This is a genomic window from Corynebacterium sp. PCR 32, assembly GCF_037464985.1.
GTDB lineage: Bacteria > Actinomycetota > Actinomycetes > Mycobacteriales > Mycobacteriaceae > Corynebacterium > Corynebacterium kroppenstedtii_D.
The window spans coordinates 18,623-44,875 of the sequence record NZ_JBAHVL010000004.1; the positions used below are offsets into that span (position 1 = coordinate 18,623).

Annotated in this window: 28 protein-coding genes and 1 tRNA gene; 16 read left to right on the forward strand and 13 right to left on the reverse strand. The window is 57.0% G+C overall.

Annotation, left to right across the window (positions count from 1 at the left end):
• The first annotated feature begins 255 nt into the window (after positions 1–255).
• Positions 256–573, forward strand: coding sequence for a hypothetical protein (locus tag V5S80_RS06265; protein ID WP_395169912.1), 318 nt, complete (start codon positions 256–258; stop codon positions 571–573).
• 34 nt (positions 574–607) lie between these two features.
• Here V5S80_RS06265 and V5S80_RS06270 read toward each other — a convergent pair whose 3' ends face one another.
• Entirely contained in the window at positions 608–1,561 is a 954-nt protein-coding gene (locus V5S80_RS06270; protein WP_395169913.1) for a cation diffusion facilitator family transporter, read from the reverse strand.
• 258 nt (positions 1,562–1,819) lie between these two features.
• On the opposite strand from V5S80_RS06270, the gene V5S80_RS06275 reads away from it, so the two are divergent.
• The 9 genes from V5S80_RS06275 to V5S80_RS06315 all read left to right on the forward strand — a co-directional run bounded on the left by V5S80_RS06275 (position 1,820) and on the right by V5S80_RS06315 (position 10,403).
• The gene (locus tag V5S80_RS06275) at positions 1,820–4,819 is read left to right on the forward strand and encodes a DUF4040 family protein (protein WP_395169914.1); all 3,000 of its coding nucleotides are present in this window, start codon (positions 1,820–1,822) and stop codon (positions 4,817–4,819) included.
• Positions 4,816–5,274 carry a cation:proton antiporter subunit C gene (locus tag V5S80_RS06280; protein WP_395169915.1) on the forward strand — a complete coding sequence of 153 codons (459 nt, stop codon included), beginning with the start codon at positions 4,816–4,818 and terminating at the stop codon, positions 5,272–5,274. The genes V5S80_RS06275 and V5S80_RS06280 overlap by 4 nt, the downstream gene beginning before the upstream one ends.
• A complete protein-coding gene (locus tag V5S80_RS06285; protein ID WP_395169916.1) occupies positions 5,275–6,957 on the forward strand; it encodes a monovalent cation/H+ antiporter subunit D family protein in 1,683 nt (560 codons plus the stop codon). It begins immediately after the preceding gene.
• The gene (locus V5S80_RS06290) at positions 6,954–7,559 is read left to right on the forward strand and encodes a Na+/H+ antiporter subunit E (protein WP_395169917.1); all 606 of its coding nucleotides are present in this window, start codon (positions 6,954–6,956) and stop codon (positions 7,557–7,559) included. The genes V5S80_RS06285 and V5S80_RS06290 overlap by 4 nt, the downstream gene beginning before the upstream one ends.
• A complete protein-coding gene (locus V5S80_RS06295) occupies positions 7,559–7,816 on the forward strand; it encodes a cation:proton antiporter (protein WP_395169918.1) in 258 nt (85 codons plus the stop codon). Before V5S80_RS06290 ends, V5S80_RS06295 begins: the two co-directional genes overlap by 1 nt.
• Positions 7,813–8,235, forward strand: a complete 423-nt coding sequence (locus tag V5S80_RS06300; RefSeq protein ID WP_395169919.1) for a monovalent cation/H(+) antiporter subunit G — start codon at positions 7,813–7,815, stop codon at positions 8,233–8,235. The genes V5S80_RS06295 and V5S80_RS06300 overlap by 4 nt, the downstream gene beginning before the upstream one ends.
• A gap of 123 nt (positions 8,236–8,358) precedes the next feature.
• A complete protein-coding gene (locus tag V5S80_RS06305; protein WP_395169920.1) occupies positions 8,359–8,724 on the forward strand; it encodes a hypothetical protein in 366 nt (121 codons plus the stop codon).
• 19 nt (positions 8,725–8,743) lie between these two features.
• Positions 8,744–9,367 carry an ATP-binding cassette domain-containing protein gene (locus V5S80_RS06310; protein ID WP_395169921.1) on the forward strand — a complete coding sequence of 208 codons (624 nt, stop codon included), beginning with the start codon at positions 8,744–8,746 and terminating at the stop codon, positions 9,365–9,367.
• A 49-nt stretch (positions 9,368–9,416) separates the two neighbouring features.
• Positions 9,417–10,403: a hypothetical protein gene (locus V5S80_RS06315; RefSeq protein ID WP_395169922.1), complete on the forward strand. Its 987-nt coding sequence runs from the start codon at positions 9,417–9,419 to the stop codon at positions 10,401–10,403.
• 99 nt (positions 10,404–10,502) lie between these two features.
• On the opposite strand, the gene V5S80_RS06320 is transcribed toward V5S80_RS06315, so the two are convergent.
• Together V5S80_RS06320 and V5S80_RS06325 are read right to left on the reverse strand one after the other, a co-directional pair.
• A tRNA-Ser gene (locus V5S80_RS06320) sits at positions 10,503–10,588 on the reverse strand.
• Positions 10,589–10,693: 105 nt separating this feature from the next.
• On the reverse strand, positions 10,694–11,686 hold the full coding sequence (locus V5S80_RS06325; protein WP_395169923.1) for a hypothetical protein: 993 nt from the start codon (positions 11,684–11,686) through the stop codon (positions 10,694–10,696).
• 3 nt (positions 11,687–11,689) lie between these two features.
• Here V5S80_RS06325 and V5S80_RS06330 point away from each other — a divergent pair, with 3 nt between their 5' ends.
• Positions 11,690–11,905, forward strand: coding sequence for a hypothetical protein (locus V5S80_RS06330; RefSeq protein ID WP_395169924.1), 216 nt, complete (start codon positions 11,690–11,692; stop codon positions 11,903–11,905).
• A gap of 11 nt (positions 11,906–11,916) precedes the next feature.
• Here the strand turns inward: V5S80_RS06330 and V5S80_RS06335 are convergent, their stop codons facing one another.
• Positions 11,917–12,729, reverse strand: coding sequence for a hypothetical protein (locus V5S80_RS06335; protein ID WP_395169925.1), 813 nt, complete (start codon positions 12,727–12,729; stop codon positions 11,917–11,919).
• A gap of 178 nt (positions 12,730–12,907) precedes the next feature.
• On the opposite strand from V5S80_RS06335, the gene V5S80_RS06340 reads away from it, so the two are divergent.
• Positions 12,908–13,903 (forward strand): NAD(P)H-quinone oxidoreductase, encoded by a 996-nt coding sequence (locus V5S80_RS06340; RefSeq protein WP_395169926.1) that lies wholly within the window; start codon positions 12,908–12,910, stop codon positions 13,901–13,903.
• Between the two features lie 100 nt (positions 13,904–14,003).
• Here the strand turns inward: V5S80_RS06340 and V5S80_RS06345 are convergent, their stop codons facing one another.
• The gene (locus V5S80_RS06345; protein ID WP_395169927.1) at positions 14,004–15,251 is read right to left on the reverse strand and encodes an aminotransferase class V-fold PLP-dependent enzyme; all 1,248 of its coding nucleotides are present in this window, start codon (positions 15,249–15,251) and stop codon (positions 14,004–14,006) included.
• Positions 15,252–15,586: 335 nt separating this feature from the next.
• Between V5S80_RS06345 and V5S80_RS06350 the strand changes: the two genes are divergently transcribed.
• The 3 genes from V5S80_RS06350 (at position 15,587) to V5S80_RS06360 (ending at position 18,319) form a co-directional block, all read left to right on the forward strand.
• Positions 15,587–16,435, forward strand: a complete 849-nt coding sequence (locus tag V5S80_RS06350; protein ID WP_395170073.1) for an ABC transporter permease — start codon at positions 15,587–15,589, stop codon at positions 16,433–16,435.
• 57 nt (positions 16,436–16,492) lie between these two features.
• Positions 16,493–17,317, forward strand: coding sequence for an ABC transporter ATP-binding protein (locus tag V5S80_RS06355; RefSeq protein WP_395169928.1), 825 nt, complete (start codon positions 16,493–16,495; stop codon positions 17,315–17,317).
• 69 nt (positions 17,318–17,386) lie between these two features.
• A complete protein-coding gene (locus V5S80_RS06360) occupies positions 17,387–18,319 on the forward strand; it encodes a glycosyltransferase (RefSeq protein WP_395169929.1) in 933 nt (310 codons plus the stop codon).
• A 72-nt stretch (positions 18,320–18,391) separates the two neighbouring features.
• Here the strand turns inward: V5S80_RS06360 and V5S80_RS06365 are convergent, their stop codons facing one another.
• The 8 genes from V5S80_RS06365 to V5S80_RS06400 all read right to left on the reverse strand — a co-directional run bounded on the left by V5S80_RS06365 (position 18,392) and on the right by V5S80_RS06400 (position 25,537).
• On the reverse strand, positions 18,392–18,661 hold the full coding sequence (locus tag V5S80_RS06365; protein WP_395170074.1) for a metal-sensitive transcriptional regulator: 270 nt from the start codon (positions 18,659–18,661) through the stop codon (positions 18,392–18,394).
• Positions 18,662–18,831: 170 nt separating this feature from the next.
• Complete coding sequence (locus V5S80_RS06370; RefSeq protein ID WP_395169930.1) at positions 18,832–21,138, reverse strand: heavy metal translocating P-type ATPase; 2,307 nt, start codon at positions 21,136–21,138, stop codon at positions 18,832–18,834.
• Positions 21,139–21,429, reverse strand: a complete 291-nt coding sequence (locus V5S80_RS06375) for a heavy-metal-associated domain-containing protein (protein ID WP_395169931.1) — start codon at positions 21,427–21,429, stop codon at positions 21,139–21,141.
• 339 nt (positions 21,430–21,768) lie between these two features.
• Entirely contained in the window at positions 21,769–22,383 is a 615-nt protein-coding gene (locus tag V5S80_RS06380; RefSeq protein ID WP_395169932.1) for a hypothetical protein, read from the reverse strand.
• Between the two features lie 171 nt (positions 22,384–22,554).
• On the reverse strand, positions 22,555–22,923 hold the full coding sequence (locus tag V5S80_RS06385; RefSeq protein ID WP_395169933.1) for a VOC family protein: 369 nt from the start codon (positions 22,921–22,923) through the stop codon (positions 22,555–22,557).
• 82 nt (positions 22,924–23,005) lie between these two features.
• Positions 23,006–23,656, reverse strand: a complete 651-nt coding sequence (locus tag V5S80_RS06390; RefSeq protein ID WP_395169934.1) for a GtrA family protein — start codon at positions 23,654–23,656, stop codon at positions 23,006–23,008.
• Positions 23,657–23,667: 11 nt separating this feature from the next.
• Entirely contained in the window at positions 23,668–24,687 is a 1,020-nt protein-coding gene (locus tag V5S80_RS06395; protein WP_395169935.1) for a hypothetical protein, read from the reverse strand.
• A 73-nt stretch (positions 24,688–24,760) separates the two neighbouring features.
• Complete coding sequence (locus tag V5S80_RS06400) at positions 24,761–25,537, reverse strand: hypothetical protein (RefSeq protein WP_395169936.1); 777 nt, start codon at positions 25,535–25,537, stop codon at positions 24,761–24,763.
• Positions 25,538–25,926: 389 nt separating this feature from the next.
• Here V5S80_RS06400 and V5S80_RS06405 point away from each other — a divergent pair, with 389 nt between their 5' ends.
• Positions 25,927–26,163 (forward strand): hypothetical protein, encoded by a 237-nt coding sequence (locus tag V5S80_RS06405; RefSeq protein WP_395169937.1) that lies wholly within the window; start codon positions 25,927–25,929, stop codon positions 26,161–26,163.
• Positions 26,164–26,253: the final 90 nt, after the last annotated feature.

A 26,253-nucleotide genomic window follows, 5' to 3' on the forward strand; every position in this document is an offset into this window, starting at 1 on the left:
GAATGATGTCAGTTCCCCACCGAGGTGGTGATCACTAATGAGGACACCGACGCGTGATCGCGTCGTGTGCACATAGCTCAACTCCGCCGTAGGCGGGGCTGCATATGGTCGTCCTCATGGGGATCTTTCTGTTCTGGCAATGGTTCCGCCATACTGGCCGCTCAACATTGAGTGATAATACGAAGGGGCTTCACTATTTCACCCTCTGCGACACAACAACATTTTTTGACAAAACCTGAATTCTGCTGGACTTTCATGTCAATCTTTGCTTCGCAGATGATTGAGGACGGCGGCGGGTTAGCGTCCCTCACCGATGACAACGTGTATATGGTTGGGCAAGCGCTCATACTCGTGATCTGTATCGCGCTGTCTATTCGTAATGCTGTGCGGTCAACCAACATTCGGGTTCAATTGACGCGAACAGCGTTGTTCTATTTAGGGATCACACTCATTGCAGTGTTGTGGGTGAGCACCATGGGAAGAATAGTTGTCCTCCTTTTAGGCGTGGGTCACTGTTTAGTGCCGGTACACAACAAACAACCCGCACGCACCGATCAACAACCACCTGAATGATGGCGGAGTATGCCTTCCCTGTCCCCGGGGCGGGTCATACCCCGCCGTGATGCAGTTCGTGGTGACTGTGGTGGTGTTCTTCCAGTTGGAATGTGGTGTGTTTGATCTCCAGGGGGAAGTGTTTCGCGGTACATTCTTCCAATGCTCGGAGAATTCGGTGATAGTCGTCCGCGGAGAGGCCGTCACGTACTGCGACGTGTGCTGTGAGCGCCACTGTGCCGGTGCTAATTGTGTTGATGTGGAGGTCATGGCAGCCGTCAACTCCGTCGACACTACAAATATGTTGGCAAACGTCATCGAGGTCTATTTCTTCTGGTGTCGCCTCCATGAGGACTCTCGTGACCATTCGGAGCAGTGCATATGCACGTGGCACCATGAGTACCACAATGACAAGCGACGCAATCGAGTCTGCGCGAACCCACCCAGTTGCTAGCCCGATAATTGCTGCGATAATGACAGCGAGGGAGCCCAAAGCGTCGTTGACAACTTCAAGGAACGCGGCCCTCATATTGAGGGAGTTTTCCTTACCTCCGGCCAAGATGAGGATCGCCACCGTGTTGGCGGCAAGGCCGATGGTCCCGATGATCAGCATGGTTGTTGGATCTACATCGGGTTGGCTAATGAGGTGGGATATCCCTTCCACGGCAACGATTCCGCAGATGATGATCAGCATTCCAGCCTGAAGCCCCGCGGCAAGTACTTCGGCGCGCGACCAGCCCCAGGTGAAGCGGTCGGTGCGTGGGCGTCGGGCCAGCTGTGCGGCGATGAGTGCGATGACAAGGCCAGATGAGTCGACCAGCATGTGGCCTGCATCGGCTGCGAGGGCTAGCGATCCTGATAGCCAGGCGCCGATTAATTCAGCGATCAAGATTGTTGCGGTGATGCCGAGAACGGCGATTAATCGTCCTCGTGATGAGGTGCCGTGGTCATGGTGGTGGCCATGGTGGTGCCCGTCGGTGTGGTGGTGTGCGGGGGCGTGGTGAGCCATGGCCGTCTCCCAGAGGGTTAGTTGGTGTGGTGAAATGGTGGTGAATAGTGGTTGCTAAGTGTTGTCCCTAGCAGGCATATTTTCAATAATAGACTGAATTTTTTCAATAACGAAGGCTGTGGCACCACCACCCACACATCCACTACCCCCGGTGCCAGGCACCGGCGGCCACCATGGCGTTGTGGCCCACAGATGATAACCTGGGACACTGTTTACTACCTTTCCGTTCCCCCCTTAAACCACAGGTGATGATGCTTCGTGGAGCTTGTCGCGATCCCTTTAATCGTGGTGCTCGCCCTCATCCTGGTTCCCCTGTTTGTGCGGTTGCTCGACCGTCACGCAGGGTGGCCTCTAGCCCTTGTCTTTATCGCGGCCGCAGTACCGCTGCTCCGGAGATTGCCACGCATTATTAACGGCAACCCGTGGACGTGGAAGGTCATATGGATCCGGGGTTTCCTGCCCAACGGCGCTGACGTGGCCTTCTCCCTCCGCGCCGATGCCTTATCCACGTTCTTTGCGCTCCTCGCATTGGGCATTGGCGCGGCGGTGTTTATCTACTCGACGCGCTATCTCCACACCGGCCGTGGCGTGATGAGTTTTTACCTCCTCATGACGGCGTTCATGGCAGCTATCATCACCCTTGTTCTTGCCGACGACATTATTATCCTGTTCGTCTCATGGGAGCTCGTGTCACTGGCATCATTCTTCCTCATCGCCAGGTCCGGCCCAGGCGGTGAAGTGGGCTCCGTACGCACAATCATCCTGACATTCTTCGGCGGGCTCACGTTACTGATCAGCATGGGCATCAGCGCAGGAGTCACCGGAACAACCAGCTTATCTGGGATCATTCACTCGCCGGAGTGGAGCAGTCACCCTGCCGTGTTATCCGTTGTCGCCCTCCTGATCGCTATATCAGCCTGCACGAAGTCTGCACAGTTTCCCTTCCACTTCTGGCTGCCAGAAGCCATGGCAGCAGACACACCCGTTTCCGCCTTCCTCCACGCAGCAGCCGTCGTCAAGGCTGGCATTTATCTCCTTCTGCGTTTCTCTGCACTCTTCCACGACAACGCATGGTGGCGCGGCATCCTCATCATCGTCGGCATGGTCACAGCGATCATGGCAGCACTATTCGCCCTACAAAAAGACGACCTCAAGAAACTCACCGCCTACTCCACCGTCTCCCAACTCGGGTGGATCGTCTGCACCATCGGCATCGGCACCCCCCTCGCCATGACAGCCGCCATCGTGCACACCCTGGCACACGCCCTCTTCAAATCCAGCTTGTTCATGCTCATCGGCGTCATCGACCACCACACCGGCACACGCCACATCCAACGCCTCGGCCCCATATGGCGGAAGATGCCCATCACCTTCACCATGGCCACCATCGCCGCAACATCCATGGCCGCCGTACCACCACTATTCGGCTTCATCTCCAAAGAAGGCATGCTGGACGCCATGCTCGAGGGTGAACTCGCCACCCCCGCAACCGCACTCCTGCTCACCTGTGCAGCTATCGGCGCCATCCTCACTTTCGCCTACTCCTACCGTTACATCTTCGGCGGATTCATCGACGGCACACGCGACGTCAGCACCGTCCACGAAGCCCCAGCATCCCTATGGATTCCCGCCGCCCTCCCCGGCTTCCTCTCCCTCCCACTGGGCTTCATCCCCGGCATCCTCGACTCCTTCGTCGACGCCGCCGCACACGCCGCACTACCCACCCATCACACAGAGCCCACACACCTCGCCCTCGTCCACGGCATCAACCTACCGCTCATCATCAGCATCATCGTCATCATCGGAGGCGTCACGTGCGTCGTATTCCGACATGCCATCGCGCGAACCATCGTCGGTAAAGAATTAGCCCCCGTGACCGGCGCACACGCTCTTCAAGGCATTGTGACCCGCGGCTCCACGTGGGGCAAGGTGAGCGGCTCCATGGCAGACTCTGTGTCCCCGACACGCCACCTGGCCATGCCATTCCTCGCAGTCATCACCATGGCTGTAGCCGTCGCCTTTGGAGCACTGCTTCACAACGGCACCATCGACGGGGTCACGATGGGCCCACGCGTCAGCGGCATCGACCGCCCACTCGACTATGTCGCACTCGCCACAGTCATCATCGGTGTCGCTGCCACCGTCCTCGCGCAACGGCGCCTCTCCGCCGTCATCGCCGTCAGTGTCGCCGGCGTAGGCGTCACCCTACAAATACTCACACTCGGCAGCCCCGACGTGGCCCTCACACAAATTCTCGTCGAACTGCTCACCACCGTCGTGCTCATGCTCGTCATCCGCCTCCAGCCCCGCGACTTCACAGCCCGGTCACCCCGCCGCGACCGCTGGGCAGCGGTGATTGCCATCCTCATGGGCGTCACGACGACAACCGGTGTCATCGCACTCGTCGGCTACCATGGCAAGCCTGTATTGGCACAGTGGTATCTCATCAATGGGCCCACCGTTTCGCACGGCAATAACGTTGTCAATACCATCCTGGTGGAGTTCCGCGCATTCGATACCATGGGTGAGCTTTCCGTGTTGGGCATGTGTGGTGTGGCCATCGCTGCTGTGGTGCTCTCTGTTCCCCGCGTCCGGGATGATATTCGCGGCTCTCTGGCTGCCATCCCTCGGCCCGAGTTAAACTCCCTGCCCATGCGGTGGATGGCGAAACTTCTCATCCCCGTTCTCATTATGGTCAGTGCGGCGGTGTTCTGGCGAGGCCACAACCATCCCGGTGGCGGGTTTATCGCAGCTCTCATCGGCGGTGGTGCACTCATGTTCTACTACCTGTCACGTCCGAACGACACAGCCCCGACGACTCACCGCCTCCCGTACATCCTGGTCGGATCCGGTATTTCGCTGGCTTTTTTCGCTGGCCTCCTCGGCTACCTAGGTCATAGCTCGGGCGAGGAGGGTGGCCATGGCTCCCGTGGTTCCTTCCTCCAGCCATTAAACGGCCATATTGGAAGCGAACTCGTCACCACCGCACAGATTTTTGATGCTGGCGTGTACCTTGCTGTGCTTGGCCTTGTTGCTATTGCGTTGCTCCAGCTCGGTGGCTCGATCCGGCCGGGCGCGGAGACACCATTGGGCCCCCCGCGTGCGGATGGTGGGTTCTCCCCTGTTCAGGCACACGAGTCGGATTATGCGCCGTCCACGACGGGCACTAATCGCGAATCACTGACTGACTCGGCATCGGACAGTGGTGGAGACTCGTCCGGGCGCAGGCCTGTGGACACCGTGGAGGTGGAAGAATGATTATCGCAATCACGATTGGTGTGCTGACGGCTGGCGGTGTCTACCTTGTCCTTCAGCGTGGGATGGTCCGTCTGATTTTGGGTATGACACTCATCGGGCATGCCACTAACCTGATCCTCCTTGCCGCAGGTATTGGTGCGTGGCGCTCCGAGCCAATCATGAGCGGTACGACCCCGCACGACGCGGCGGATCCGCTACCCCAGGCGTTCGTGTTGACAGCGATTGTGATTTCGATGGCTACCACGGCGTTTATGCTGGCTCTGGCTGCGCTAGGCCGCTCGGATGATACTCTGGCGGACCCTGTTAAGGAGAACCACGACAGTTCCGAGGGCCTGCCTGCAGGTGTCACTGAGGATGTGGCCGCATTGCAGACGATGGGTCGTAGCGCGCGGCGGATTTCTACCGACTCGAACCAATATCAGCGACGCCAACAGCGCGAGGAGGGCATCGACTAGATGTCGACATCAACTATTGCAGCGTTGCTGCCACTCTTTCTTGCCGGGCCACTGGCCAGCGCCGCGGTTGCGGCCATGTCGCCGTGGAAAGTGCTGCGTATTGCTATGTCTTTTATGGTTCCCCTTGTCGGGCTTGGTGCTGGGCTGGGTCTCATGGTGTACCACTGGAGCCATCCTGCGATCGCCGACAATGTCGGCGGTTACGCTGCGGGGGTTGCTATTCCGTTTGCCTCAGATTCGTTGTCGTCGTTGATGATCGCGATGACGTCGGTGGTGTGTGTGGTGGCGGTGTGGTTTGCCACGGCTGTTGGGGAGATGAATGCGCGGTTCTATCCGGCGCTGGTGTGCATGTTGATGGGTGGTGTGTATGGGGCTCTGAGTACGGCGGATTTGTTTAACTTGTTTGTCTGTATTGAGGTGATGTTGCTGCCGTCTTATGCGTTGCTGGCGATGACTGGGACATTGCAGCGATTGCGTTCTGGGCGTTTGTTTGTGCTGGTCAACTTGATTACGTCTGCTGTCTTGGTGGTGGGTGTGACGTTGACATATGCGACGGCGGGGACGTCGAATCTGCCGGCGCTGGCTGGTGCGGCGCGTGGTCATGGGCCGGTGGTGGTCACTGGTGGTGTGGTGCTGTTGGCTCTGGTGATTAAGGCGGGTGTTTTCCCTGTTCACACGTGGTTGCCGCGGACGTATCCGACGACGTCGCCTGCGGTGATGGCACTGTTTTCTGGGTTGCATACCAAGGTGGCGTTTTATGGCATTGTCCGTATTTACGCTGTCATGTTTGGCCTGGATGATCGTTGGTCGTGGTTGATCCTTGTCATGTGTGTGGCGGGGATGCTTGTTGGGTCGTGGGCTGGTATGGGTGAGCGCACGATGCGTTCGGTGGTGGCCTATCAGATGGTGAATGGTATGCCGTTTATGCTGGTGGGGTTGGCGTTCGTGGGGCATGATCCTCAGCGGATGCTTGCTGCTGGCCTTTTTTACGCTGTTCATCACATGACGGTGGTGGCGTCGCTGGTTCTGTCGATCGGGTCGATTGAGGAGACGTATGGGACGGGGCGTTTGCAGCGGCTGTCTGGTTTGATGCGGCGTGATCCGTTGGTGGCTGTGGTGTTTGTTGCTGGGGCGTTGTCGATTGTTGGGTTGCCGCCGTTTTCTGGTGTGATCGCTAAGTTGGGCGTGATTATGGCTGTGGCCAGTGGTTATTCGGTGAAGTCGTGGATTGTTCTGGCTGCTGTTGTCATTGCTGGGTTGGGTGCGTTGCTTTCGATGTTGCGCCTTTGGCGTGAGGTGTTTTGGGGTAAGCCGATGAACCCGGAGTTTGTGGATCGTCGTTTGGCTGTTCCTGTGCGGTTCATTCTGCCGTCGGCGGTGATGGCGCTGATGTCTGCTGGTCTGCTCGTTGGGGCGGGTCCCGTGGTGTCGGCGACGAATCATGCGGCGGATTCCTTGGTTAACGTTGAGGAATATCAGCGTGCAGTTCTTGGGGATGAGGCGGTAGGTGTCGCGGCGACGGGTGGTGCTGGCTTGTCTGGTGGGTCGCATGATCCGGCGAGAGTTCCTGACCATATGGTCGTCCACCACGGTGAGGGTGAGCGCCATGGTGGAGGTGAGCATGACGGTGGGAGTGGGGGCCATGGGTCGGGTTCGGGTGAGACGACAGGAGGGCGGGAATGATGACGGTGCGTGTGGTTGCTCATAGTGTGCGTTATGGTGTGTGGCTGCTGTGGCAGGTGCTGGTGGCGACGTGGTCGATCATTGTGGATGCGAATAAGCTGCGCTCGGCGATTGATCCGATCATTGTGGCGTATCCGTTGCGTGTGCAGACTGATCGGGAGGTGGGGTTGTTTACGACGTCGATCACGATGACGCCGGGAACGTTGTCTCTGGGTTTGCTTGAGGTGGGTGATGCTCTGCCGCAGGATGTGTCGGATTATCCTGGGCCGCATGAGCCGATGCCTGCGGAGGATGCCCCTGATGGTCGTGTTCTTCTCGTGCATGCCGCGTTTGGTAGTGATCCCGAGGCGCTGATGGGTGAGTTGGCCGACATGGAGCAGCGTCTTGCCCCGGTGGTGTGTGAGCGCACTGTTCCTCGGCAGCCCGATGGGTACGTGGCGAAGCTGTTTTATTCTGATGGTGCTCCTAATGGTGGTCCGGGGCCGGAGGCGTTCGCCCAGCCCGGTGGGCCCAGTATTCCTCCTGGTCATGCTGGTGGAGTGGATGGTGAGCTAAGCGGTGGTGCTGGTGATGATGGTGGGCATGGCGAGGGAGGTAAGTGATGGCAGTCGTTTTTGTTATTGCGAATGGGATGATTATTGCGGCGTTGCTCGGGGCGTTGCTGTTGATGGCGCGGTGCGATGATATGTCTCGTACGGTTCTCTCGGATGTTATTTTCTTTTCGGCCGTCGGGGTGTTCCTGGTGTATTCGTTGGATAATCGGACAACGATTACTTATGAAGTTGCTGTGTTTGCGGGGGTTCTCAGTGTGTTGAGTTCGGTAGCGAACTCGCGGATCATGGTGGGAGGCCAGCGATGATGGTGAATATTATTATTGCGGTGTTGGTTGTGCTCGCGGCGGTGGCTTTTATCGATGAGGTTATCGAAATGTGGCGCGCCCCCGATGCTCTTACGCGTGTGAATTTGACTGGTCCTATCACGGGCGTGGGTATTCCGTTGTTGATCATTGCGAACCTGGTTCGTTCCATTGCCGATGGTGACGTGTGGTATGTCGTTGCGGTGAAGTCAGTGATCGCTATTTTTGCGTGTTTGATGGTGTCATCGGTGGGGTCGTATGTGATGGGTCGTTCGATTCATGCGGAGCAGATTCGACGGGGCCAGAGTGCCACTATGGGTAAAGGTGCTGGTTACACGGGTAAAGCTGAGACAACGGCAGGGACGTCAGTGGATGGCCAGCCGGTGGGTCGTGATTCTGCGGGGCGAGTAGATGAGGGTTAGGCAGCCGGGATCTGCCATATAGTCTCTTGTCGTTTCTCATCACACAGGTTGCCGAGCGACGACCGTACTGGTCACTCGCTTACAGCGTCACCGAGGCTTTTGCGTGCGTTTTCATTCTCTAGGATGTATTCAGGTTTTATCATGAATATTGAATATTCTTTTTCGCTAATTACACAGTCCAGCGCTACTGAACTTGCCGGTCGACTTTCAACAATGTGGCGCTATAGACTCAGCTCTTCTTCTGCTGACGGAACGCATGCACGGGCGCGAGTAGGTAGCCGATTTCTTCTTCGTATGATCGGTGCAGGTGTATACAACAAGTACACCGCACCAGTCGACGTCGAGATTCAAAAAAACACTGGAGGTGCGGATATTCGTCTTACAGGAGCACCAGGTACAAATATTTTTGCTCAAGACCGGGTCAATCAGTTTTATCAGAGGACTTTCCGTGAGATTGAATCACTCCTCTCCGCGTCGAATACAACCTAACGATGAGGCATTGTCACCCATGTCATGTGTCCTATTGGATAATGCAGATATTGGTCGTAAAAATAGCATCCTGGTACAGGGTGTCTCTCTTTCATTAGAACACGGGGATATCATTCGGATAACAGGGGCTAATGGAACTGGAAAATCCACTCTTGCGTCCACTATCCTCGGCACGCTACCGCCTCTGTCAGGGCGTCGAGGACACCGTTTACCGAATGTAGGCTCGTCCGAGCACCAACGCTTCTTTGGGTACATGCCAGCCTCTGTCCGCCCTCTACCGTCACTTACTATCAACCAATGGTTCCAGGCGATCGATTCCGGTTTTACTGTGCATGCGGGGGCTTCTCAACATCTGTGGAACCGGCTCGGCGGTAGTGCACTGCCGAACAGTACTCTCGAGACTCTCTCCAGCGGAAATCTTCGAAAAGCATGCGCCGTGAACGCCTTTGCCATTCCCAGAGAGGTTCTCATTCTCGATGAACCATTCGAAGAGCTAGATTCTGAAAGCCGATCAATACTTCGACATATGATTGAGGAGCAGGCACGAGCAGGGGCCAGAATTATCATCATTTCTCACAGTGAATGTGGCCCTGTCACAGGCACCTATATCATTAGCAATGGGACACTCAGCCCGCAGGAATAGTGTCGTTCACGAGTGTTTTCCTCACGCGTCAATCCTCTTGGAAGGCTGTATGCTCACGCACGTTAACCGCCTCCGCCATTCACATTGGCTCGAGGGTAGCACGCTAGGAAAAATCCAGACGTGTCTCCGTATCTCTATCGGCCTGGGTATTGTCTACTCATTAAGTGCAAAAACTACCGGGCCCACCACATCCGTCATCGCCTGTCAGCTACTACGGCTTGCTATAGCGTGGACATGCATGATGATCATCATGCGCCCGAGCACCAGCTGTATCAGTATCAGGCATAACCTTCTGCCGATTCGGCCATTAGCGCGAGTGGTTGGCGCCGTGTTCGGGTGGAGGATTATCGAAGCAATCCCTTTCCTCATCCTCAGTGTCTATCTGCGCACATGGTGGCCACCATGCATAGCTTTTGTTGCGCTCGGGATCACTGGTGTCGTCCACGCCGCGTACGACGACTATCTCCGCGTGCTTCCACCTGTCGTTGGTGCGTGCGCATCGCCATTGTTTTTTGGGATTACGCTATCGTCCCTTCCCATTGAAGTAGCGCCCAATGTCATCACACTTGCACTGATTTTGAGCCTGTTCGGCCTCTGCTATGGATTTAGCAACCGTGCGCTCGCATTCCTGCTGAGCATCCCACATTTATCAGCACGTATGTACAAAAAGACTGCTATCCAGGCAACGCTACTGGGCATGGTTGGGACAGCGGCCGGGTTCCTCCTGTGCCGCTATTCGTGGCTGGAGTCTCTTTCTTTATGCGCAGCGGTCGGTGGTACGAGTGTGATGTGGTGGTGGGTGTGCTGTGGAAAAAGTTGGATAAAAATTTTCTCTTTCACGCTCGTTATCCAAGGTCTTTTTCTGTCAATTATCACTTCTTTCATCCACAAGGGTGCCGCAGAATGGCCAGTCGCCGATGGGCCTCAGTTTATGGTGGTCGCGGGGGTTATGTTCTTGTTCTGTGTTCTTTGTTTCGCAGCCTTTACGACAACACCCATGAAGGATTCTCGGTTCGCTCCGTGGGTGCTCCGGTAGATTATTTCCCTCACGGCCAGGAATAGAGCGATTATGCACTCCGAGGTAGCAGTATCCCCAGCGGGGAGCTGATGGTGAGCTCCCCGCTGGGGATGTGTGCGGAGGTAGAGGGATTTGAACCCCCGGTCCGGGTTAGGGACGCTCGCTTTCAAGGCGAGTGCATTCGGCCGCTCTGCCATACCTCCACGGTGTACTGACCGAGCAGTACAACGTGAATATGCTAGCCCATACCTATCGGCAAAACCAACCTCCAGGAAACGGTGCGTGCAGGCTCACCGATAGGGTTGGGTTTATTCGCCGCATGTTGCTGGTGAGAATTCGGTCTGGTGTTTCTCGATTGCTCGGGCGATGTCGGTCAGTTCGGATTGTGCGGTCTCAAATTTTCCGTCTGCGGGGTGGGCTGCCATGGCAATGGCGATTCGTCCTGTCGGGCCGTCGAAATATCCGAGTTGACGCACTAGGTAGGCGTTGCCTTCATCAGGGCCCCAGCCTCCTTTGAATCGAGCACCGGGGAGGGTGCCTAGTCCCCATCGTTGGTCGGCTTGAATGTGCCCCATGTTTTCAATGACGAAGTCTGCGTTCGGAATACAGGGCAGGTTCGCTGCGAATGTTGCCGAGTCTGACACTGACCATTGTGTTTGGCCGAAGGGGGAGAAGGGTGGGCGAATCGTGTGGATCTGTACTTTCGTGTTCGGGCTGCCCCCTTCAGCTAAAACCTGGTGGACCGCCTCTCCGGCTTCTTCAGCACTGCCAAGGGATTTCCACAGGGCTGCTGCGGCTTTGTTGTCAGAGGCGCGGATTGCTTTTTGAATGTTTTCTCGGATCTCATCGGAGTTGTCTTTCCGCAGTGCGGCGATCGAGATGGGTACTTTGATGGATGACCATGCCGGGTATGGGTCAACATGTCCGAAATTGTGAACCTGGTGCCCGTCGGAGGTGGCTAGTTCTGCGGTTCCGCCGTACTTCTGAATAATCTGGTCGATAGCTGTGTGGAGGGATTCATCCGAGTTCTCAGTGGTGGAGTGTTGCCGGGGCGTGTCGGAGGGTTGTGGTTGTTGGTTGGTCTCCAGCGCTGTCGGCGTGATGTCAGGGTGTTCTGCTTTGCCGAGCGTGGATAGTGAGACGAGTAAACCCGATGCGACGATGCCGGCGATGAGTGCGCGGTAGTGGCGTCGACGATGGGGGCGAGGGTTGTGCACGGTGGGTGCATTGCCGATCATTGGAATATTTACCCTTTCAATGTCTGGCCCCGGGCAGGTGACGTTGTCACTGTTATCGTTCACAGTTTGCCGCGCAATGTTTCGGTTCACTGGGATGGAACAACGGTGACTGTCATGGTTGTTGTCAGCGTCGTCGCGTCGTGCGAGATGTCGGCGCTGTGGGTTTCCGCTGCCAGGGCAGCGGGTGACCTGTCGGGGGCTTTGTACCTCGTTGAGTCTACCGCGTGGGTGACGTTATATGGCAGTGCAGGCCATACCATAGTGGTGCCGCCCTGGTGTTAACTCGGGAAAATTTAGTCGATAATAACGACCGCGTTATTACCCCCGACGCATCTCACATACTGGCCGTTATCAGTGCATTCCATATCGTAATGGCGATGCGTTTCTGGGCTGTGAACATCTCTCAGCGTGGTAGATAACTCCCCTGTCGCGACGTAATTCTTGGCAAACGCGTCGCGGACATTCCGCGCAAATGATTCCGTCGTGCGTCCACCAACGACGTACACGTTGTTCAGGTTTCCGGCTGCCTCGTTGTTCCTGGCTGAATCGTTCGCCGGAACGGTTCCCGCCGGTAATTCGGGGTGTTCGGGGCGGCTGGATGCTTCCTCGCTGTGGCCGTGTGAACCATGATGAGTGTGGTTCTTTCCATGGTGGTCAGAGTCATTCTGATCGTGGTCGTTGGGTTGGAAGGTGGGGGTGTTGTCCGTGTCATGGTCAGAGCCAAACCAGCCCCGCGCTACTCCGAGAAAGAACACACTGGCCACAGTGATGAGGGCGAAAAGAGCAACGCCGAGCCTTACGAGTGTGCGCACTGGAGGCGTGGATGGTTCTGTTTTCTCCTGTGCTGGTGATGGAGGTTCCTCCGGCTTAGGTTCTGGGGCTTGTGATGCCTCGTCGGGGTGTCTATAGGGGCTGGCATAGTGCCCTTGCTGCGGGTGGCCTCCGCCCACGGCGCAAAATTCGGAGGTGTCAGCCACTTCGCGACGTGAATGGGTGTGTGTTCCCCGCGCGGGTGTCTCAACAACCCTCGGAATTTTCTCGGTTGGCTGATTATCGTGATCTATATTCTCACCGTCGTTGGTGACGTTATCCGAGGAGCGGGTCATCGTTGTCCTTCTTGACTATCGCAGTTCGCGACCACTGCAGGTCCACGCCGCAGCTGATTACAGTATTCCTGCCGGGAAGCAGTACATCTAAGGTTTAGCATGATGCCCCTACACGCATCGAATATGTTCTCGGCATGAGGCACCGTGCACTGATGGCTGCGTCTCTACACTCAAGGGTATGAAGGCGATTATTCAGAAAGACACGTCAGATCCCACCTCGTTGGTATGGGCAGACACCGACGATCCCACGCCAGGGCCGGGTGAGGTCCTTGTGCGCATCCACGCTGCCGGTGTGAACCGCGGTGACCTCCTTCAAGCCGCCGGCCATTACCCGCCCCCACCCGGCGCGTCTGACATCATTGGGCTTGAGGCGGCGGGGACCATTGTGTCCTTTGGTCCTCCTGCGGTGACCACTGGTGGGGTGCCGGACGTGGGGTGGAGCGTTGGCGATGAGTGTGGGGTTCTTCTTGCTGGTGGGGGCTACGCGGAGTTTGTTGCTGTGCCGATCACTCAGGTTTTTCCTGTTCCTCGTGGATTGTCGCTGGTTGATACGGCGGGTGTTATTGAGGCAGCGACAACGGTGTGGTCGAATCTGGGGATGGTTGCGCAGGTGAAGCGAGGTCACACTGTTCTCATTCATGGTGGTTCTGGGGGGATTGGCACTTTTGCTATTCAATTGGCTCATGCGATGGGGGCGACCGTGGCGACGACTGCGGGCAGTGCAGAGAATTTGGAGTTATGCCGCTCGTTGGGTGCAGATATTCTCATTAATTACAGGGAGGATGACTTCGTCGAGGTGATGAAAGATCGTGGTGGGGCCGACGTCATTGTGGATGTTATGGGTGCGAAATACCTGGATCGGAATGTTCAGGCGCTCGGCGAGAAAGGCCATCTGGTTATCATTGGCATGCAGGGTGGGGTGACCGGGGAGCTGAATATTGGCAGGTTACTGGCACGGCGGGGATCGATCACGGCGACTGCGGTGCGCAGTCGGACTCTGAATGACAAAGCTGCTGTGGTGGCGGACACGATAAGGAATGTGTGGCCACTTCTTGAGAGTGGTGAGGTGTCTCCTCAGGTGAGGCACACGCTTCCCATTGCCGACGCTGTCACGGCTCATCGGCTGCTGAAGGCTCGGGAGGTCACTGGGAAAATTGTGTTGACGGTGAACTGAACTGGCCGGTGCTCAGTGCACGGTGGTGTGCGGTGAGGGGCCTCCGGGCTATGCACGGTGGCGTCGGTCGGTGTCGCCGTGTGTGCCACGCACGCTCTGTTCAGCGGAGGACAGACACGGACCGCAACAAATGATCAACGTCGTGCGCGGTGTTGTACGGGGCTAGTCCGACGGTCAAGGCCCCACCTGATTCCGTTACTCCCATCGCATCAAAGAGTGAATCACTGGCCGCATGGCCAACAATCACACCGTTATCGGCCAAGCGAGCACGGGCAGCTTCTGCAGAGATCCCCGGGATCATGAAGCTCACGCGTGGGATGCGTTCAACATCCGATGAGTCATCGTCGGAACCGATAACGTACACTCCCAAATCTTTCAGGCCATACACCAAGTGCGCTGCTAAGGCCGTGAGGTAGGTGGAGACTTTGGGCATTGTGCACTCTAAACGACGACGCCGCGTCCCTGTTGCGGAATCATCAAGCCCAGCCCAATGATCAACTAATGCTGACACTGACCCACATAACGCCAATTGCGGAGAATCCCACTCCACTACACGTGCCCCTGCCGATGCTCCATCCTTTCGGCGTCGTGGTGGGCGAAGACGGCCAAACATTGCCTCATCTCGGAACACCAACGCACCCAGGTCAGACCCACCCAACGGGGCTAAATCCAGGGCGAGAACATCTGCGCCCCACGATTGAATCTCCACATGCTGGTAGGGCAGGACATCCGTTGCGTCGACAATGGTCCACGCGCGGGGAGAAATACGATGCACGGAGCTTGAAATCGCCTCCACATCGGTCACCGCGCCCACCAACGCATGAGCAGCAGGCAGGGCTACAATCGCTGTCGATGACGACACCAGTGATGTAAATTGCCAGGCAGGAAGCGCGCCTGTACCCAGATCAGCCTCGGCCCACTTCACGGACGCCCCGTATAGATGGGCTGATCTCACCCAGGGATCAATCGCCGAGTCCGCATTACTGCGGGCTAAGACGACCTCAGTGCCGATTCCCACACGGTGTCTCAAACAATCTGCCAAATTCCGCAATAGTGCTGCACGCGATGGGCCTAACACCACCTGCCCAGCCCGGGCCCCCACTAAATCCGCCACAGCCCGGCGCGCTGATGCCACATAGCTTTCACCAATTGGCGCACCCGATCGCTGGCTGCGCGAATGGCTACCTGACGTCGCTTCCACGGCTGTCCGCAAATGGGCGTTTCGGAATGAATACGTCGCTGCCGTATTCACACGTTCTGGTATCTGGGCCTGTTCGTGCGCGTTGAGATACACCCAGCCCTCGCCTAACCAAACATAGAGTCCACGCGCGTGGGCAACGTCGAACATGGCACACCTTTCCTTAGACGGGTGTGAAACACTGTGCGTACAGGTCCCACCCGCTATTTATATGGTTTCGCGAAGCTTCATCGTCGTCGGCACAACGTGAACGATAACGGTGTAGTGGCTCAAGGGGTAATCTACCTGTTCCCCCCGCCACGATGAGCATCAGTAACCACAATGACATAAGGACTACTATCTCTTTATTCCATCACACAGGTAGGGTACGGGTTATGTCTGACATAGAACCAACTGAGGGCGTTGCCGCCAACCATGCCGGCGCGGGCTCAGATGAAGCCGGAGGGATTGCGCTTCACCGGGCCGCTCAGGCCGACATTGATCGGATGATTCAGGAGCCCACTAGCTCTATCCCGCCCTCACAATCGCAGACCCTCCGCGCAGCATGGGTCGATCTTGTTCGTGGTTTCCAGTCCTACGAACTGTGGTTGTCACTGGGTATGCAGGACATCAAACAGCGTTACCGTCGTTCTGTCCTTGGCCCACTGTGGATCACCATTGCCACCGGTGTCATGGCGCTATCTCTCGGTTTGCTGTACTCGTTGCTGTTTGGCATTCCGTTGCATGATTTCCTTCCTCACGTGGCTGTTGGTTTTATCATTTGGGGTTTTATCTCCGGTTGTGTCACGGAGGGTGCTCAAACATTCATCATGAATGAAGGGCTCATCAAGCAGTTGCCGGCGTCCCTCTCGGTTCACGTCTACCGACTGGTGTGGCGGCAAGTTCTGTTCTTGCTGCACAACCTGGTGATTTACATTCTTCTCATGGTTATTTTTCCGCGGCCCTTGGGGTGGGATTGGTTCCTTTCTATTCCGGCCTTTGCCTTGATCGTCATTAATGGTGTGTGGGTCGGGATGCTTTTCGGGATCGTCGCGACCCGTTTTCGGGATATCGCTCCTCTGTTGGAATCCCTTATTCAGCTGGCGTTTTATGTCACACCGATTGTGTGGACCACGGAAACGCTGCGTACCCGCGGGGGTGGTGCTGCGGGTCGTGCTCATATTGCGGAGCTCAACCCGCTGATGCATTACCTTGAGATCGTTCGTGGGCCGCTCATTGGTGTCCCTGTGATGTGGTATAGCTGGGCTGTCGTTGGGGCGTTCACTCTCGTGGGGTTGTTCATTACGACGATTGCTATGCGCCAATGGCGTGGCCGCGTGAGCTACTGGGTGTAAACGCGTTGTCAGATACACGGATAAGAGAGCACGGGGACAGGAGAATCCACAACCATCATGGTCAGTATTGATACCTATAATGCGTGCGTTGATTTCCCTATTTTCGACGCGAAATCACGCTCAGTAAAGAAGGCATTCCTCGGGGCGGCTGGTGGTGCCATCGGCCGCAATGACAACAATGTCGTTGTTGTTGAGGCACTAAAAAATGTCAATCTTCACCTCAAGGATGGGGATCGTGTCGGGCTCGTTGGCCACAATGGTGCGGGCAAGTCCACACTCTTGCGCCTGTTGTCGGGGATTTACGAACCCACACGTGGCTCGGCTGAAGTACGCGGACGTGTCGCCCCGGTTTTTGATCTGGGTGTTGGCATGGATCCGGAGATATCCGGCTACGAAAACATTATTATTCGTGGCCTGTTCCTGGGGCAGACGCGGAAACAAATGCAGTCTAAGATCGACGAAATTGCCGAATTTACCGAACTCGGCGACTATTTGGACATGCCGTTGCGCACGTACTCCACGGGTATGCGGGTTCGTCTTGCGCTCGGCGTGGTCACGTCCATCGAGCCCGAGATTCTCCTTCTCGATGAAGGTATCGGCGCTGTTGATGCTGCTTTCATGGCGAAAGCGCGTGACCGGCTCCGCGACATGGTTGAGCGCTCTGGCATTTTGGTGTTTGCGTCTCATTCCAACGAATTTCTCGCGCAGCTGTGTACGTCAGCGGTGTGGGTGGATCATGGGCAGATACGCGAGGCTGGTCATGTCGATGACATCGTTGAACATTATGAGGGCCCCGAGGCGGCTGCTCAGGTCCGCCACGTGATGCATGATGTGGCTGTCGATCACGCGAAGAAAATGGCGGGCACGCACGCCCCGGTGTAGGCCGGATTCGCGGCGCACTGTGGGGCACTTCCGTTTTATGTGAACGTAGGCATGTGCGATACTGACGGCATGCCTCTTTCTTCGACGGATCGCATTGCCGCTGTGATCGTGACGCATAAGCGTCGTGAGTTGCTTGCTCAATCTCTCCATATTGTTGCTGGCCAGTCTCTCGCGCCCGAGTGGGTTGTGGTGGTAGACAATGGCAATGAGCCCGAAGTGAAAGATCTCCTGGAGAAAGTCTGTGCGGAGAGCCCGGGTTCGCCGTCTCCGGTGTATGTGCCCTCGGAGCACAACCTTGGTGGAGCAGGTGGGTTCGCCTATGGGTTTCTCACTGCGCTCGCTCGCGGTGCCGATGCTGTCTTCTGCGCTGATGATGATGGCCGTCCGGAAAATACTGAGGTTCTCGCCACACTGATGCGTGTGGCGGAGCAGCATGGCTTGGACGAAGTAAGCCCCATCGTTGCGGGGACGAATAACCCTGATAAGTTGGCCTTCCCTGTGCGCCTTCCTGGAACGCTGGAGTGGAAGCGGAACCGCAGTGATCTCGAAGGTACTGAGAATGGTACGTTCATCCCGGGCATTGCATCGTTGTTTAATGGTGCTCTGTTTAGTGCGGATGCGATTGATCAGCTGGGTGTGCCTGATCTTCGGCTGTTTATCCGTGGTGATGAGGTGGAATATAACCGGCGTCTCAACCGTTCGGGTTTGGCCTATGGCACCACCCTTGAGGCTGCCTATCTGCACCCCGAGGGTGCCGACGAATTCAAGCCGATTTTCTTTGGGAAGATGCACACGCAGTATCCCGATAATGAGAATAAGCGGTATTTCACGTACCGTAACCGTGGCTATCTTATGAACCAGCCAGGTATGAGGAAGCTTATCCCGCAGGAGTACGCGCGTTTTGCCTGGTTCTTCCTCATTCAGAAGCGTGATCCGAAGGCTTTTGTCTCGTGGTTGAAGCTTCACCGCCAGGGTCGGCAAGAGCGTTTTACCCGCCCGTAAGGGTGGTGGAGTGAGGAGACACCCTGTGTGTGGTGTCTCCTCACCCCGTGTGGCGTCTGTGGTGTTTATTTTTTATGACTTGACCAGGCGTGCGATGGCTTGGGAGGCCTCCTGGATTTTTTGGTGAGCTTCCTCGCCCCCTGCTGTGGCGGCGTTTACCACGCAGTGGTTCAGGTGGTCGTCTAGGAGTCCCAGGCCAACGGCTTGTAGTGCTTTCGTGAGGGCGCTGATCTGCGTGAGGATGTCCACGCAGTATTTTTCATTTTCAATCATCTTGGTGATGCCGCGGGCTTGTCCTTCAATTCGTTTCATGCGGCGGATGTAGCGTTCTTTCTCCGACATGTAGCCGTGGCCAGGGTGTTCGTTGTCGTGATCGTCGTCGGTGTGGCCGGGGTAGGTGCACTGCTCATCGGTGCCGGTTGTGGTCGTGTCGGCCGCGGATGCGCTGGTGCTGGTTGTGGGGTTATTCGCCGTTGGTGTTCCGGTGTTGTTGTGGGGTGCGGGGTTTGTTGTCATGGCGTTGTTGTCTCCTTGGTGGTGTCGTTGCTGGTGTGTGCATCGAGGCTGGTGATACGGCGCAATCGAAGGCTGTTGCCCACCACGAACAGGCTGGATAGGGCCATCGCTGCGCCTGCAATCATTGGGTTGAGTAGTCCTAGGGCTGCTATTGGGATCGCGGCGGCGTTGTATGCGAAGGCCCAGAATAGGTTGGTCCTAATCGTTGTTAGTGTTGCTCGGGAGAGGTGGATTGCATCAACGATGCTGGTCAGGTCGCCGCGGACGACGGTGATGTCTGCCGCTGCGATGGCGACGTCGGTGCCCGTTCCCATGGCGAGGCCGAGGTGTGCCTGGGCGAGGGCGGGGGCGTCGTTGATGCCGTCGCCGACCATGGCTACGGTCTTTCCGTCGGCGTGGAGGCTGCGAATCACGGCTGCTTTGTCGGCGGGAAGAACGCCTGCGGTGACGGTGTCAATGCCTACTTCTTGTGCGACCCGCTGTGCGACGACTTCGTTATCGCCCGTGAGGAGGATGGGGGTAAGGCCGAGGGCTTTCAGGTGTTCCACTGCCGTGGCGCTCGTTGGTTTTACGGTGTCAGCGACTGTGATGATTCCGCGGGCTTCACCGTCCCAGGCGACGAACACCGCGGTTTTTCCAGCGTGTTCGGCGTCTGTGTGGGCGCGGTGGAGGTCGCTGCTCACGGGGATGGCGGTGGCGTCGAGGAGTGTTTTCGTGCCGACGACTACGTCGTGTCCGTTGACGATGCCACGCACGCCGCGGCCGTCGAGGTTGGTGAATTCGGTGGGTTCGTGCAGGGCGGCGGTGGTGGTGTGTGCTGTGTTGTTGCGTGCGGTGTGTGTGATGGCGCGCGCGATGGGGTGTTCTGATGAGGCTTCGAGTGCGCCGGCGAGGGCGAGGAGGTCTGCCTGGGTGGTGCCTTCTGCTGTGTACACGCTGTCTACTGCCATGATGCCCGTGGTGACGGTGCCGGTTTTATCGAGGACGATGGTGTCGATGGTGCGAGTGGATTCCAGCACCTCGGGTCCTTTGATGAGTATGCCCATCTGGGCGCCGCGGGTGGTGCCTACTAGTAATGCTGTTGGTGTTGCGAGGCCGAGGGCGCAGGGGCAGGCGACGACGAGGACCGCGACGGCGGCTGTCATTGCCGCGGTGATGCCGTGTCCGAGTGTGAGCCATGTGGTGAGTGTTGCCACTGCGATAGTGAGGACGGCTGGCACGAAGATCCCGGATACGCGGTCTGCGAGGCGTTGGGCTTGTGCTTTTCCTGTTTGGGCGTCCTCGACGAGGCGGGCCATGTGTGCGAGTTGTGTCTCTGCGCCGACGCGGGTTGCTCGCACGACGAGCCGGCCGCTGGTGTTGACGGTGGCGCCGGTGACGTGGTCGCCGGGGCCGACGTCTGTGGGTGTGGATTCGCCGGTCAGCATGGATTGGTCGATGGTTGATGTTCCGCTGATCACTTCACCGTCGGTGGCGATTTTTTCGCCGGGTCGGGTGATGAAGGTGTCACCGACGGTGAGTTGGTCTGTGGGGATGCGTGTTTCCTCACCGTCGCGGAGGAGGGTGGCGTCGTGTGCCCCCATGTCCAGGAGGGCGCGGAGGGCTGCGCCTGCTTCGCGTTTGGTTTTTTTCTCACAGTAGCGGCCGGCGAGGATGAATAGGGTGACGCCGGTGGCGACTTCGAGGTAAATATTGGCCGACGCGTCATGGTGCGTGGTGGTCATGCTGAATGTGTGTGTGAGGCCTGGTTGTCCGGCGGCGCCGAAGAAGAGGGCATAGAGTGACCACGCGAAGGACACGAGGGTGCCCATCGATATGAGTGTGTCCATTGTGGTCGTGCCGTGTGTGAGGTTCGTCCACGCGGCTTTGTGGAAGGGGAGTGCGCCCCAGATGATCACTGGCGAGGCTAAGGCTAGGGATAGCCATTGCCAGTTGCGGAATTGCAACGCGGGGATCATTGCTATGACGATCACGGGGATGGCTAGCCATGCGGAGATGATGAGGCGTTGCCGGAGGTGTTGTGTGTCGTCTGGTGATGAGGCGGCGGGGTGGCTGGGTGCTGGGGTCTCGGTGTCTGTGCAGGTGGCGGTGTAGCCGGCGTGTTCGATGGTGCGGATGAGGTCGTCGGCGGTGACCGTGGGCGTGGTGGTGACGGTGGCTTTTTCGGTGGCCAGGTTGACGGTGGCGGTGACTCCGGTCATGGTGTTGAGTGTGCGTTCAACGCGGTTGGCGCATGATGCGCAGGTCATACCGCCGATGGTGAGTTCGATGACTGTGGTGGGGGGTTCCACTGACGTGGGCATTTACAGGCGGTTTCCTGTGTAGCCTGCTTCGGCGATGGCGTCGAGGACTGCGGTGTCGTCGATGTCGCCGTCTGAGCTGATGGTCAGTGTGCCTGTGTCTGAGCTGATGGTGTCGACGTGGAGGCCTGGGATGGTGTGGATTTCTTCACGGACGGCGTTTTCGCAGTGGCTGCAGGACATGCCGGTGATGGTGTAGGTGTGGGTGGCCATGGTGTTCTCCTTCATGGTGGTGTGTTTTCTACGCTGTTGGTCGACGACGGGTGACGTGCCGGGCCCCTTCGGGGGTTTCACACAGCCAACGCTATACCCCTGAGGGGTATTCTTCAAGGGGTTGCGGCGTATATTCCGCACTGGCCTAGCAGACCGCCTTGTTGTTGGCGTGCGCTCGAGCGGTTTTAGCTGGGGGAATATTGAGTATCGAGGCCACCGTAACTGCCGCGCCAGGGTACCCACTGGGCGCTGGGGTGACGATGGCGGTGCCGTGATGCTTGGTGAGGCCACACACCAGACTCCGAACATAACGAGAACACGCCCAGCTATGAGGACATACGGTTGCCACGGGCGACCACACAAGGAGAGAAGCAGACTTGTTAGTGACGCAAGGAGGAATATCACTGCGAAGGCCTGAAACTATGTACGCTTTCTATCGTATCGCATCAGTCTATAAATTGCAACCAATGGAAAAAGGGGAACAAAAATAAAATTAATAAGTCCGGCAAGCAATCTCTTCTGATTAGTCTGATAAAATGGAATATTTATTTGCACAAAACGTTCAAGAAATAGAGAAATGAAAAAAACTATAATCTTTAACAAAGGGATAGTCAGGACAAACCACACCCAGCACCGTCCAACTTGAAGTAAAATTACAACACTTATCCACCAAGTTGAACTTTGCAAGGATGGGAATGAGCGAAAGGATGAATTATCTTCATCCATCTCTTTATGGTTCGGCGCAAGATTCAAACTTGCTGCAAGGCCGATGATTATAAATATTATGGTTAGCGAACACGGTCGGACGCTGTTACCTTCCAAATAGTCTCTCACATTATGAATCCACCCATTTTCAATTCCGTAAAGCGTCAATAGTCGATCAACAGCAGCGAGAGGATCTGAATATGGCCCCCGCAGCATAAACAGTGGAATCCAAGAGAGGAAAAATGCAAGAGCATCATAGCAATATGTTACATATTTGGATTTGCTGGCAAGTTCAGCAGATTCACTAAGCTCTCCAGCGCCGATTACCATACTTTAACAAACCCCTCAGTGGATCAATTTATATCTAACCTAATTTATTACCGCTCAATACTTAACCTGGCAACTCACTGTAGCCAACTCGATCTATAGATCGATACCTCTACGATTATCACATACTGAAAAATTTCTTTTTAATGCCCCCGCCAAGACAATGCTCGTTTTCTAGTCGACTGGGGCGACTCGAATGAGGTTGCCGTCTGGGTCAGCCACGACGAATGTTGTGCCAAAGACCTCATCGTATGGTTCTTTCACTACAGTCACGCCGTGGTGAGTCCATTCATCGTAGGTAGCAAGGATCTTATCTCTACCGCCGTGTAAGTTCACGCACACCTCAGTGGTCCGCGCCCCTGCCTTTGTCAAGGCGCTACTCTCTCCCGTCCAGAGTGCGAGGGAAACACCGGGTGCAAGGTCCATCGTCACGTAACGTGGCGATTCAAAACTGGTTTCCAACCCCAATAGGGTGGTGTAAAATTCTATCGATGTGTTCATATCTGAGACATAGATAATGAACACAAGGTCACGATCACTCATGGCAAGTTCCTTTCCGATTTTCATAGCTGACTGCTATCTTGTCATCGCGTCCTGCATGGCCAACGATGTTGACCGATGCTAGTTACTCCGCCTTAAAGATGATCCAGCGTTGGACCACGAAGTTCACGGCGGTGGCTACTCCTTGGCCAATGACGTAACCAACAGTGCCGGCGATGACGTCGCTGGTGCCGGCGTCGAGAAGGAGCCGATGTGCCGATACTGCGAGGCCCCATTGGACGGCGAACATGAGGGCGTAGAGCGCCATCGTTTGGAAGAATTTCTTTGCCGAGGCTTCGGCCTCAAACGTCCAGCGTCGGTTGATGATATAGGCCGTGAGAGTGCCGAACACGAAGCCAATTGCTTTTGCCAGGGGATACGACTGGCCACACGCGTGCTGGATGATCATGGTCAGCCCGTAGTCGACGACGGCGGAAATTCCACCTGCGATGACAAACTTATAGAGATGAGTGAACAGACTCGCCTGCTGCCCCGGTGTGGCATCCTCATAGGCGTGACCACCATCTGCTGCGGGGGCGTGTTCTCCGCTGCCTGTGGGGGATGTGCCCCCCGAGGCGTTTTCTACTGCGGGGGCACTCTGCATGGTGGTGTCCGCAGGTGGTGCTCCATGATCGGCTGCGGCCCGATCGGCGGCCAGGGCGCCAGAGAGGTTGGGGGTGAGGGGCGCGGGCTCGGCGTGGTCATCAGGTTGGTGGTCGGGCTTGGTTTCACTCACGCCCTGGGAGCTTACTCCCCGTCTGCGCGAATGATGGCGCGGCACAGTTCTAGGCGTTCGAGTGATGACAATTGATTGTCCCCAGTGATGCCGAGCGTGTCGAGGATGTGGAGGGTATCGTGTGCAAGGTCGTCGATGTCGGCGAGTGTCAGTTCTGTTCCGTCGTCGGCAACCCATCCGATGGCGGCCATCATCGTTTCGACGATATCCGCCCGTAGTGGCCCATCAACGAGGGCTGCTTGGGCCAAGATTTCGGCAACAGCGGCGTCACGAGCAGCGGGGTCTTTTTCTGCGGGTAGTGAACGGCACAGTACCCATGTGTCTGGGTCAACATGGGTGTCTCGGTCGAGGTCGAGCGCTTGGAGGAGGGGGACGAAGTCAAATATTCCGCTGCGTTCGATGGCGGAGCGGATAACGGGTCGTGTTGCAGCGAGGATGTGCTGTGTTGTGGCGGCACCGGTGAGCGCGGCGTTGATGCTGTCCAGGTCGACGTGCTCGTCGCCACCGACGCAGAGGGCGTCAGGGGTTCCGTGGTCGCGGAGGAAACACTCGGCGACCTCGAGGTGGAAGTGCAGGGTATCGCCGGGTGGGGTGCCCTGCTGGTGGCGGGTGAGGTCGACGGCGTCCGGTGGTGCCGCAAGGAGTTCATGGAGGAACCGCTGACCGGTGGTGTCCGTGGTATTGGTCGGTGTGGTGGTTGTCGCGTGGGCCGCTGGGGTGGGGTGGAGGGCCCAGTTGGCGTCACCGTTGCACTCGAAACAGGTGTCCAGCACGGTGTACAGAGTGGTGATGGGGAGGGCGTCGTTGATTCCGATGATTCGATACTGCGCGTCATCAGCGCCGCTTTGATACACCGAGAGAACAAGGGTGGCGGGTTCCCGGGCGACGGGATCAGCGGTGGTGGATGATGTCGGTGTGGGGGACTGCCCATCGACTCGCGAAGGGCGGCGTACGGTGCCGCCACGCGCGCGATTGACGTAATCACGCAGTGCGATGACATTGTCATCATCGTGGGCGGTACCAGTAGTCATGAAACCCAGGGTAGACACAAATGCACTGTCAAGCGCGGCGCTGTTTCTCCCCCGGTGGGGGCGGTGCTGTTTGCTAAGTGGATGTCTCACCTGTGACCAGGGGAATAGAGTGTGGCTCTTTGCCTCCAAATTGGTGCAAATAATCGGTTGCTTTTGCGCGGCGTTGGGCATCGATGCTGTTCCATGTGTCAACAAGGCGGCGGATTCCTTCCGCCCAAGCCCAGCCGTCCTTGGCTACGGGATCATCCACACCGAGCGTGTCTGCCGCGTCACGGGCGGGCGAGACGGCGGGAATGTCAGGGTACGTTTGCCCTTTCAGTGTTCCTCTGCCCTCTGCTTGTCGGCGTGCATTTTCCGCTTTCAGTGCGTCTTTGTAGGAGGCGACAGCGTTTTTCATTGCGCTCACAGTCTCGTCGATGTTGACAACAGTCCAGGCCGCGGAGTGGGGATCGATGGCGTCGAGCGCACGGTGGCCGCTGTCTGTCGCGACGACAGGGTGTCCGTCGATGAGCATGGGGAGGACAGACTGGTCGAGTGCAGCCCCAGCCCAGGATAAGCCATCCGTGTCGTGTGAGTGGATATGTGTATCGCCGACGCCGACGAGCCACGCACCAACAAGCTGGCCTGTTTTCGCCAATGGGTCGGTATCAACGTGCCAGACTGCGGTGGGCCCGTCGCCAGTAACGACGGCAATGACGGGGTAGTTTCCCTCAGGGTTGGGGGGCGCCATGGTTTCCTCTTTTCTCCGTGTGCCTGTGGTGTGGTTGTAGGCCTGTGTGTCAGTGGCCGTTGGTGTGGGTTGTGGTGTCACGAACCATAACGAAGCTGACCACCCCAGTGAGGGTGCCATAGACTATCCACGGTCGTGTAGCCGTGATATGAGTACGGATGGCCTTGATAAGGATTCTCTCCATGAATCGTGAGAAGCAGTAGGAGCTCACCATGTATGCCGTCATGCCGCCGAGTATGAGGCCTAGCGTCCGTGGTGATGGTGTCGTCCCGGTAGTGATGTGGAGCGTCGTTTGTTCTGTGTCTGGGGTGGTCGTGTCGCTCGTGTCCTCATGTGTGCGGTAGGACCAGCCAACGCGTGTGTATCTGTGTCCTTATCCATGTGTCTAGCATAACGCCGGGGTCATCAATGCCTCACCCAGCACTGTTGATGGGCACGTGTGGTGTCGAGAGTGGAATCCCGGTCACAGCAACACTGAATTTGTGGCTGCACCCCGTACACTAGTAGGCATGTTCGGACGAAAATCAGCGGCGAATAAGGCTGCGGACGCAACATATGAAGCTGCGGAACGCACCACGGTCCCGCTGGACGTGCCCATGACGCGCATGATGGCCCAAGAGTTACCGATTCTAGATAGTGCCTCCCGGCAACGGGTTAACGATCTTCTCCGGGAGTATGATGGGCCGCTCATTACCAGTGTGGACATGTTGCCCGACGAGATACGCGACATCATGGATCTGTATTAGTGGGCACGATTCTGTCATTCAGGGGAGGACCTTGGTGTCCTCACAGTGTCTGCGCTTGTGATCGCGCGAATCGAATCTGATGAACCGAGG

What these genes read in the sequence shown, in the direction of transcription:
- V5S80_RS06265 (WP_395169912.1), top strand. Translation starts at nt 256, where the DNA reads ATGTCAATCTTTGCTTCGCAGATGATTGAGGACGGCGGCGGGTTAGCG.
- V5S80_RS06270 (WP_395169913.1), bottom strand. Translation starts at nt 1,561, where the DNA reads ATGGCTCACCACGCCCCCGCACACCACCACACCGACGGGCACCACCAT.
- V5S80_RS06280 (WP_395169915.1), top strand. Translation starts at nt 4,816, where the DNA reads ATGATTATCGCAATCACGATTGGTGTGCTGACGGCTGGCGGTGTCTAC.
- V5S80_RS06285 (WP_395169916.1), top strand. Translation starts at nt 5,275, where the DNA reads ATGTCGACATCAACTATTGCAGCGTTGCTGCCACTCTTTCTTGCCGGG.
- V5S80_RS06290 (WP_395169917.1), top strand. Translation starts at nt 6,954, where the DNA reads ATGATGACGGTGCGTGTGGTTGCTCATAGTGTGCGTTATGGTGTGTGG.
- V5S80_RS06295 (WP_395169918.1), top strand. Translation starts at nt 7,559, where the DNA reads ATGGCAGTCGTTTTTGTTATTGCGAATGGGATGATTATTGCGGCGTTG.
- V5S80_RS06300 (WP_395169919.1), top strand. Translation starts at nt 7,813, where the DNA reads ATGATGGTGAATATTATTATTGCGGTGTTGGTTGTGCTCGCGGCGGTG.
- V5S80_RS06305 (WP_395169920.1), top strand. Translation starts at nt 8,359, where the DNA reads ATGTATTCAGGTTTTATCATGAATATTGAATATTCTTTTTCGCTAATT.
- V5S80_RS06310 (WP_395169921.1), top strand. Translation starts at nt 8,744, where the DNA reads ATGTCATGTGTCCTATTGGATAATGCAGATATTGGTCGTAAAAATAGC.
- V5S80_RS06315 (WP_395169922.1), top strand. Translation starts at nt 9,417, where the DNA reads ATGCTCACGCACGTTAACCGCCTCCGCCATTCACATTGGCTCGAGGGT.
- V5S80_RS06335 (WP_395169925.1), bottom strand. Translation starts at nt 12,729, where the DNA reads ATGACCCGCTCCTCGGATAACGTCACCAACGACGGTGAGAATATAGAT.
- V5S80_RS06340 (WP_395169926.1), top strand. Translation starts at nt 12,908, where the DNA reads ATGAAGGCGATTATTCAGAAAGACACGTCAGATCCCACCTCGTTGGTA.
- V5S80_RS06345 (WP_395169927.1), bottom strand. Translation starts at nt 15,251, where the DNA reads ATGTTCGACGTTGCCCACGCGCGTGGACTCTATGTTTGGTTAGGCGAG.
- V5S80_RS06350 (WP_395170073.1), top strand. Translation starts at nt 15,587, where the DNA reads ATGATTCAGGAGCCCACTAGCTCTATCCCGCCCTCACAATCGCAGACC.
- V5S80_RS06355 (WP_395169928.1), top strand. Translation starts at nt 16,493, where the DNA reads ATGGTCAGTATTGATACCTATAATGCGTGCGTTGATTTCCCTATTTTC.
- V5S80_RS06360 (WP_395169929.1), top strand. Translation starts at nt 17,387, where the DNA reads ATGCCTCTTTCTTCGACGGATCGCATTGCCGCTGTGATCGTGACGCAT.
- V5S80_RS06365 (WP_395170074.1), bottom strand. Translation starts at nt 18,661, where the DNA reads ATGTCGGAGAAAGAACGCTACATCCGCCGCATGAAACGAATTGAAGGA.
- V5S80_RS06370 (WP_395169930.1), bottom strand. Translation starts at nt 21,138, where the DNA reads ATGCCCACGTCAGTGGAACCCCCCACCACAGTCATCGAACTCACCATC.
- V5S80_RS06380 (WP_395169932.1), bottom strand. Translation starts at nt 22,383, where the DNA reads ATGGTAATCGGCGCTGGAGAGCTTAGTGAATCTGCTGAACTTGCCAGC.
- V5S80_RS06385 (WP_395169933.1), bottom strand. Translation starts at nt 22,923, where the DNA reads ATGAGTGATCGTGACCTTGTGTTCATTATCTATGTCTCAGATATGAAC.
- V5S80_RS06395 (WP_395169935.1), bottom strand. Translation starts at nt 24,687, where the DNA reads ATGACTACTGGTACCGCCCACGATGATGACAATGTCATCGCACTGCGT.
- V5S80_RS06400 (WP_395169936.1), bottom strand. Translation starts at nt 25,537, where the DNA reads ATGGCACCCTCACTGGGGTGGTCAGCTTCGTTATGGTTCGTGACACCA.
- V5S80_RS06405 (WP_395169937.1), top strand. Translation starts at nt 25,927, where the DNA reads ATGTTCGGACGAAAATCAGCGGCGAATAAGGCTGCGGACGCAACATAT.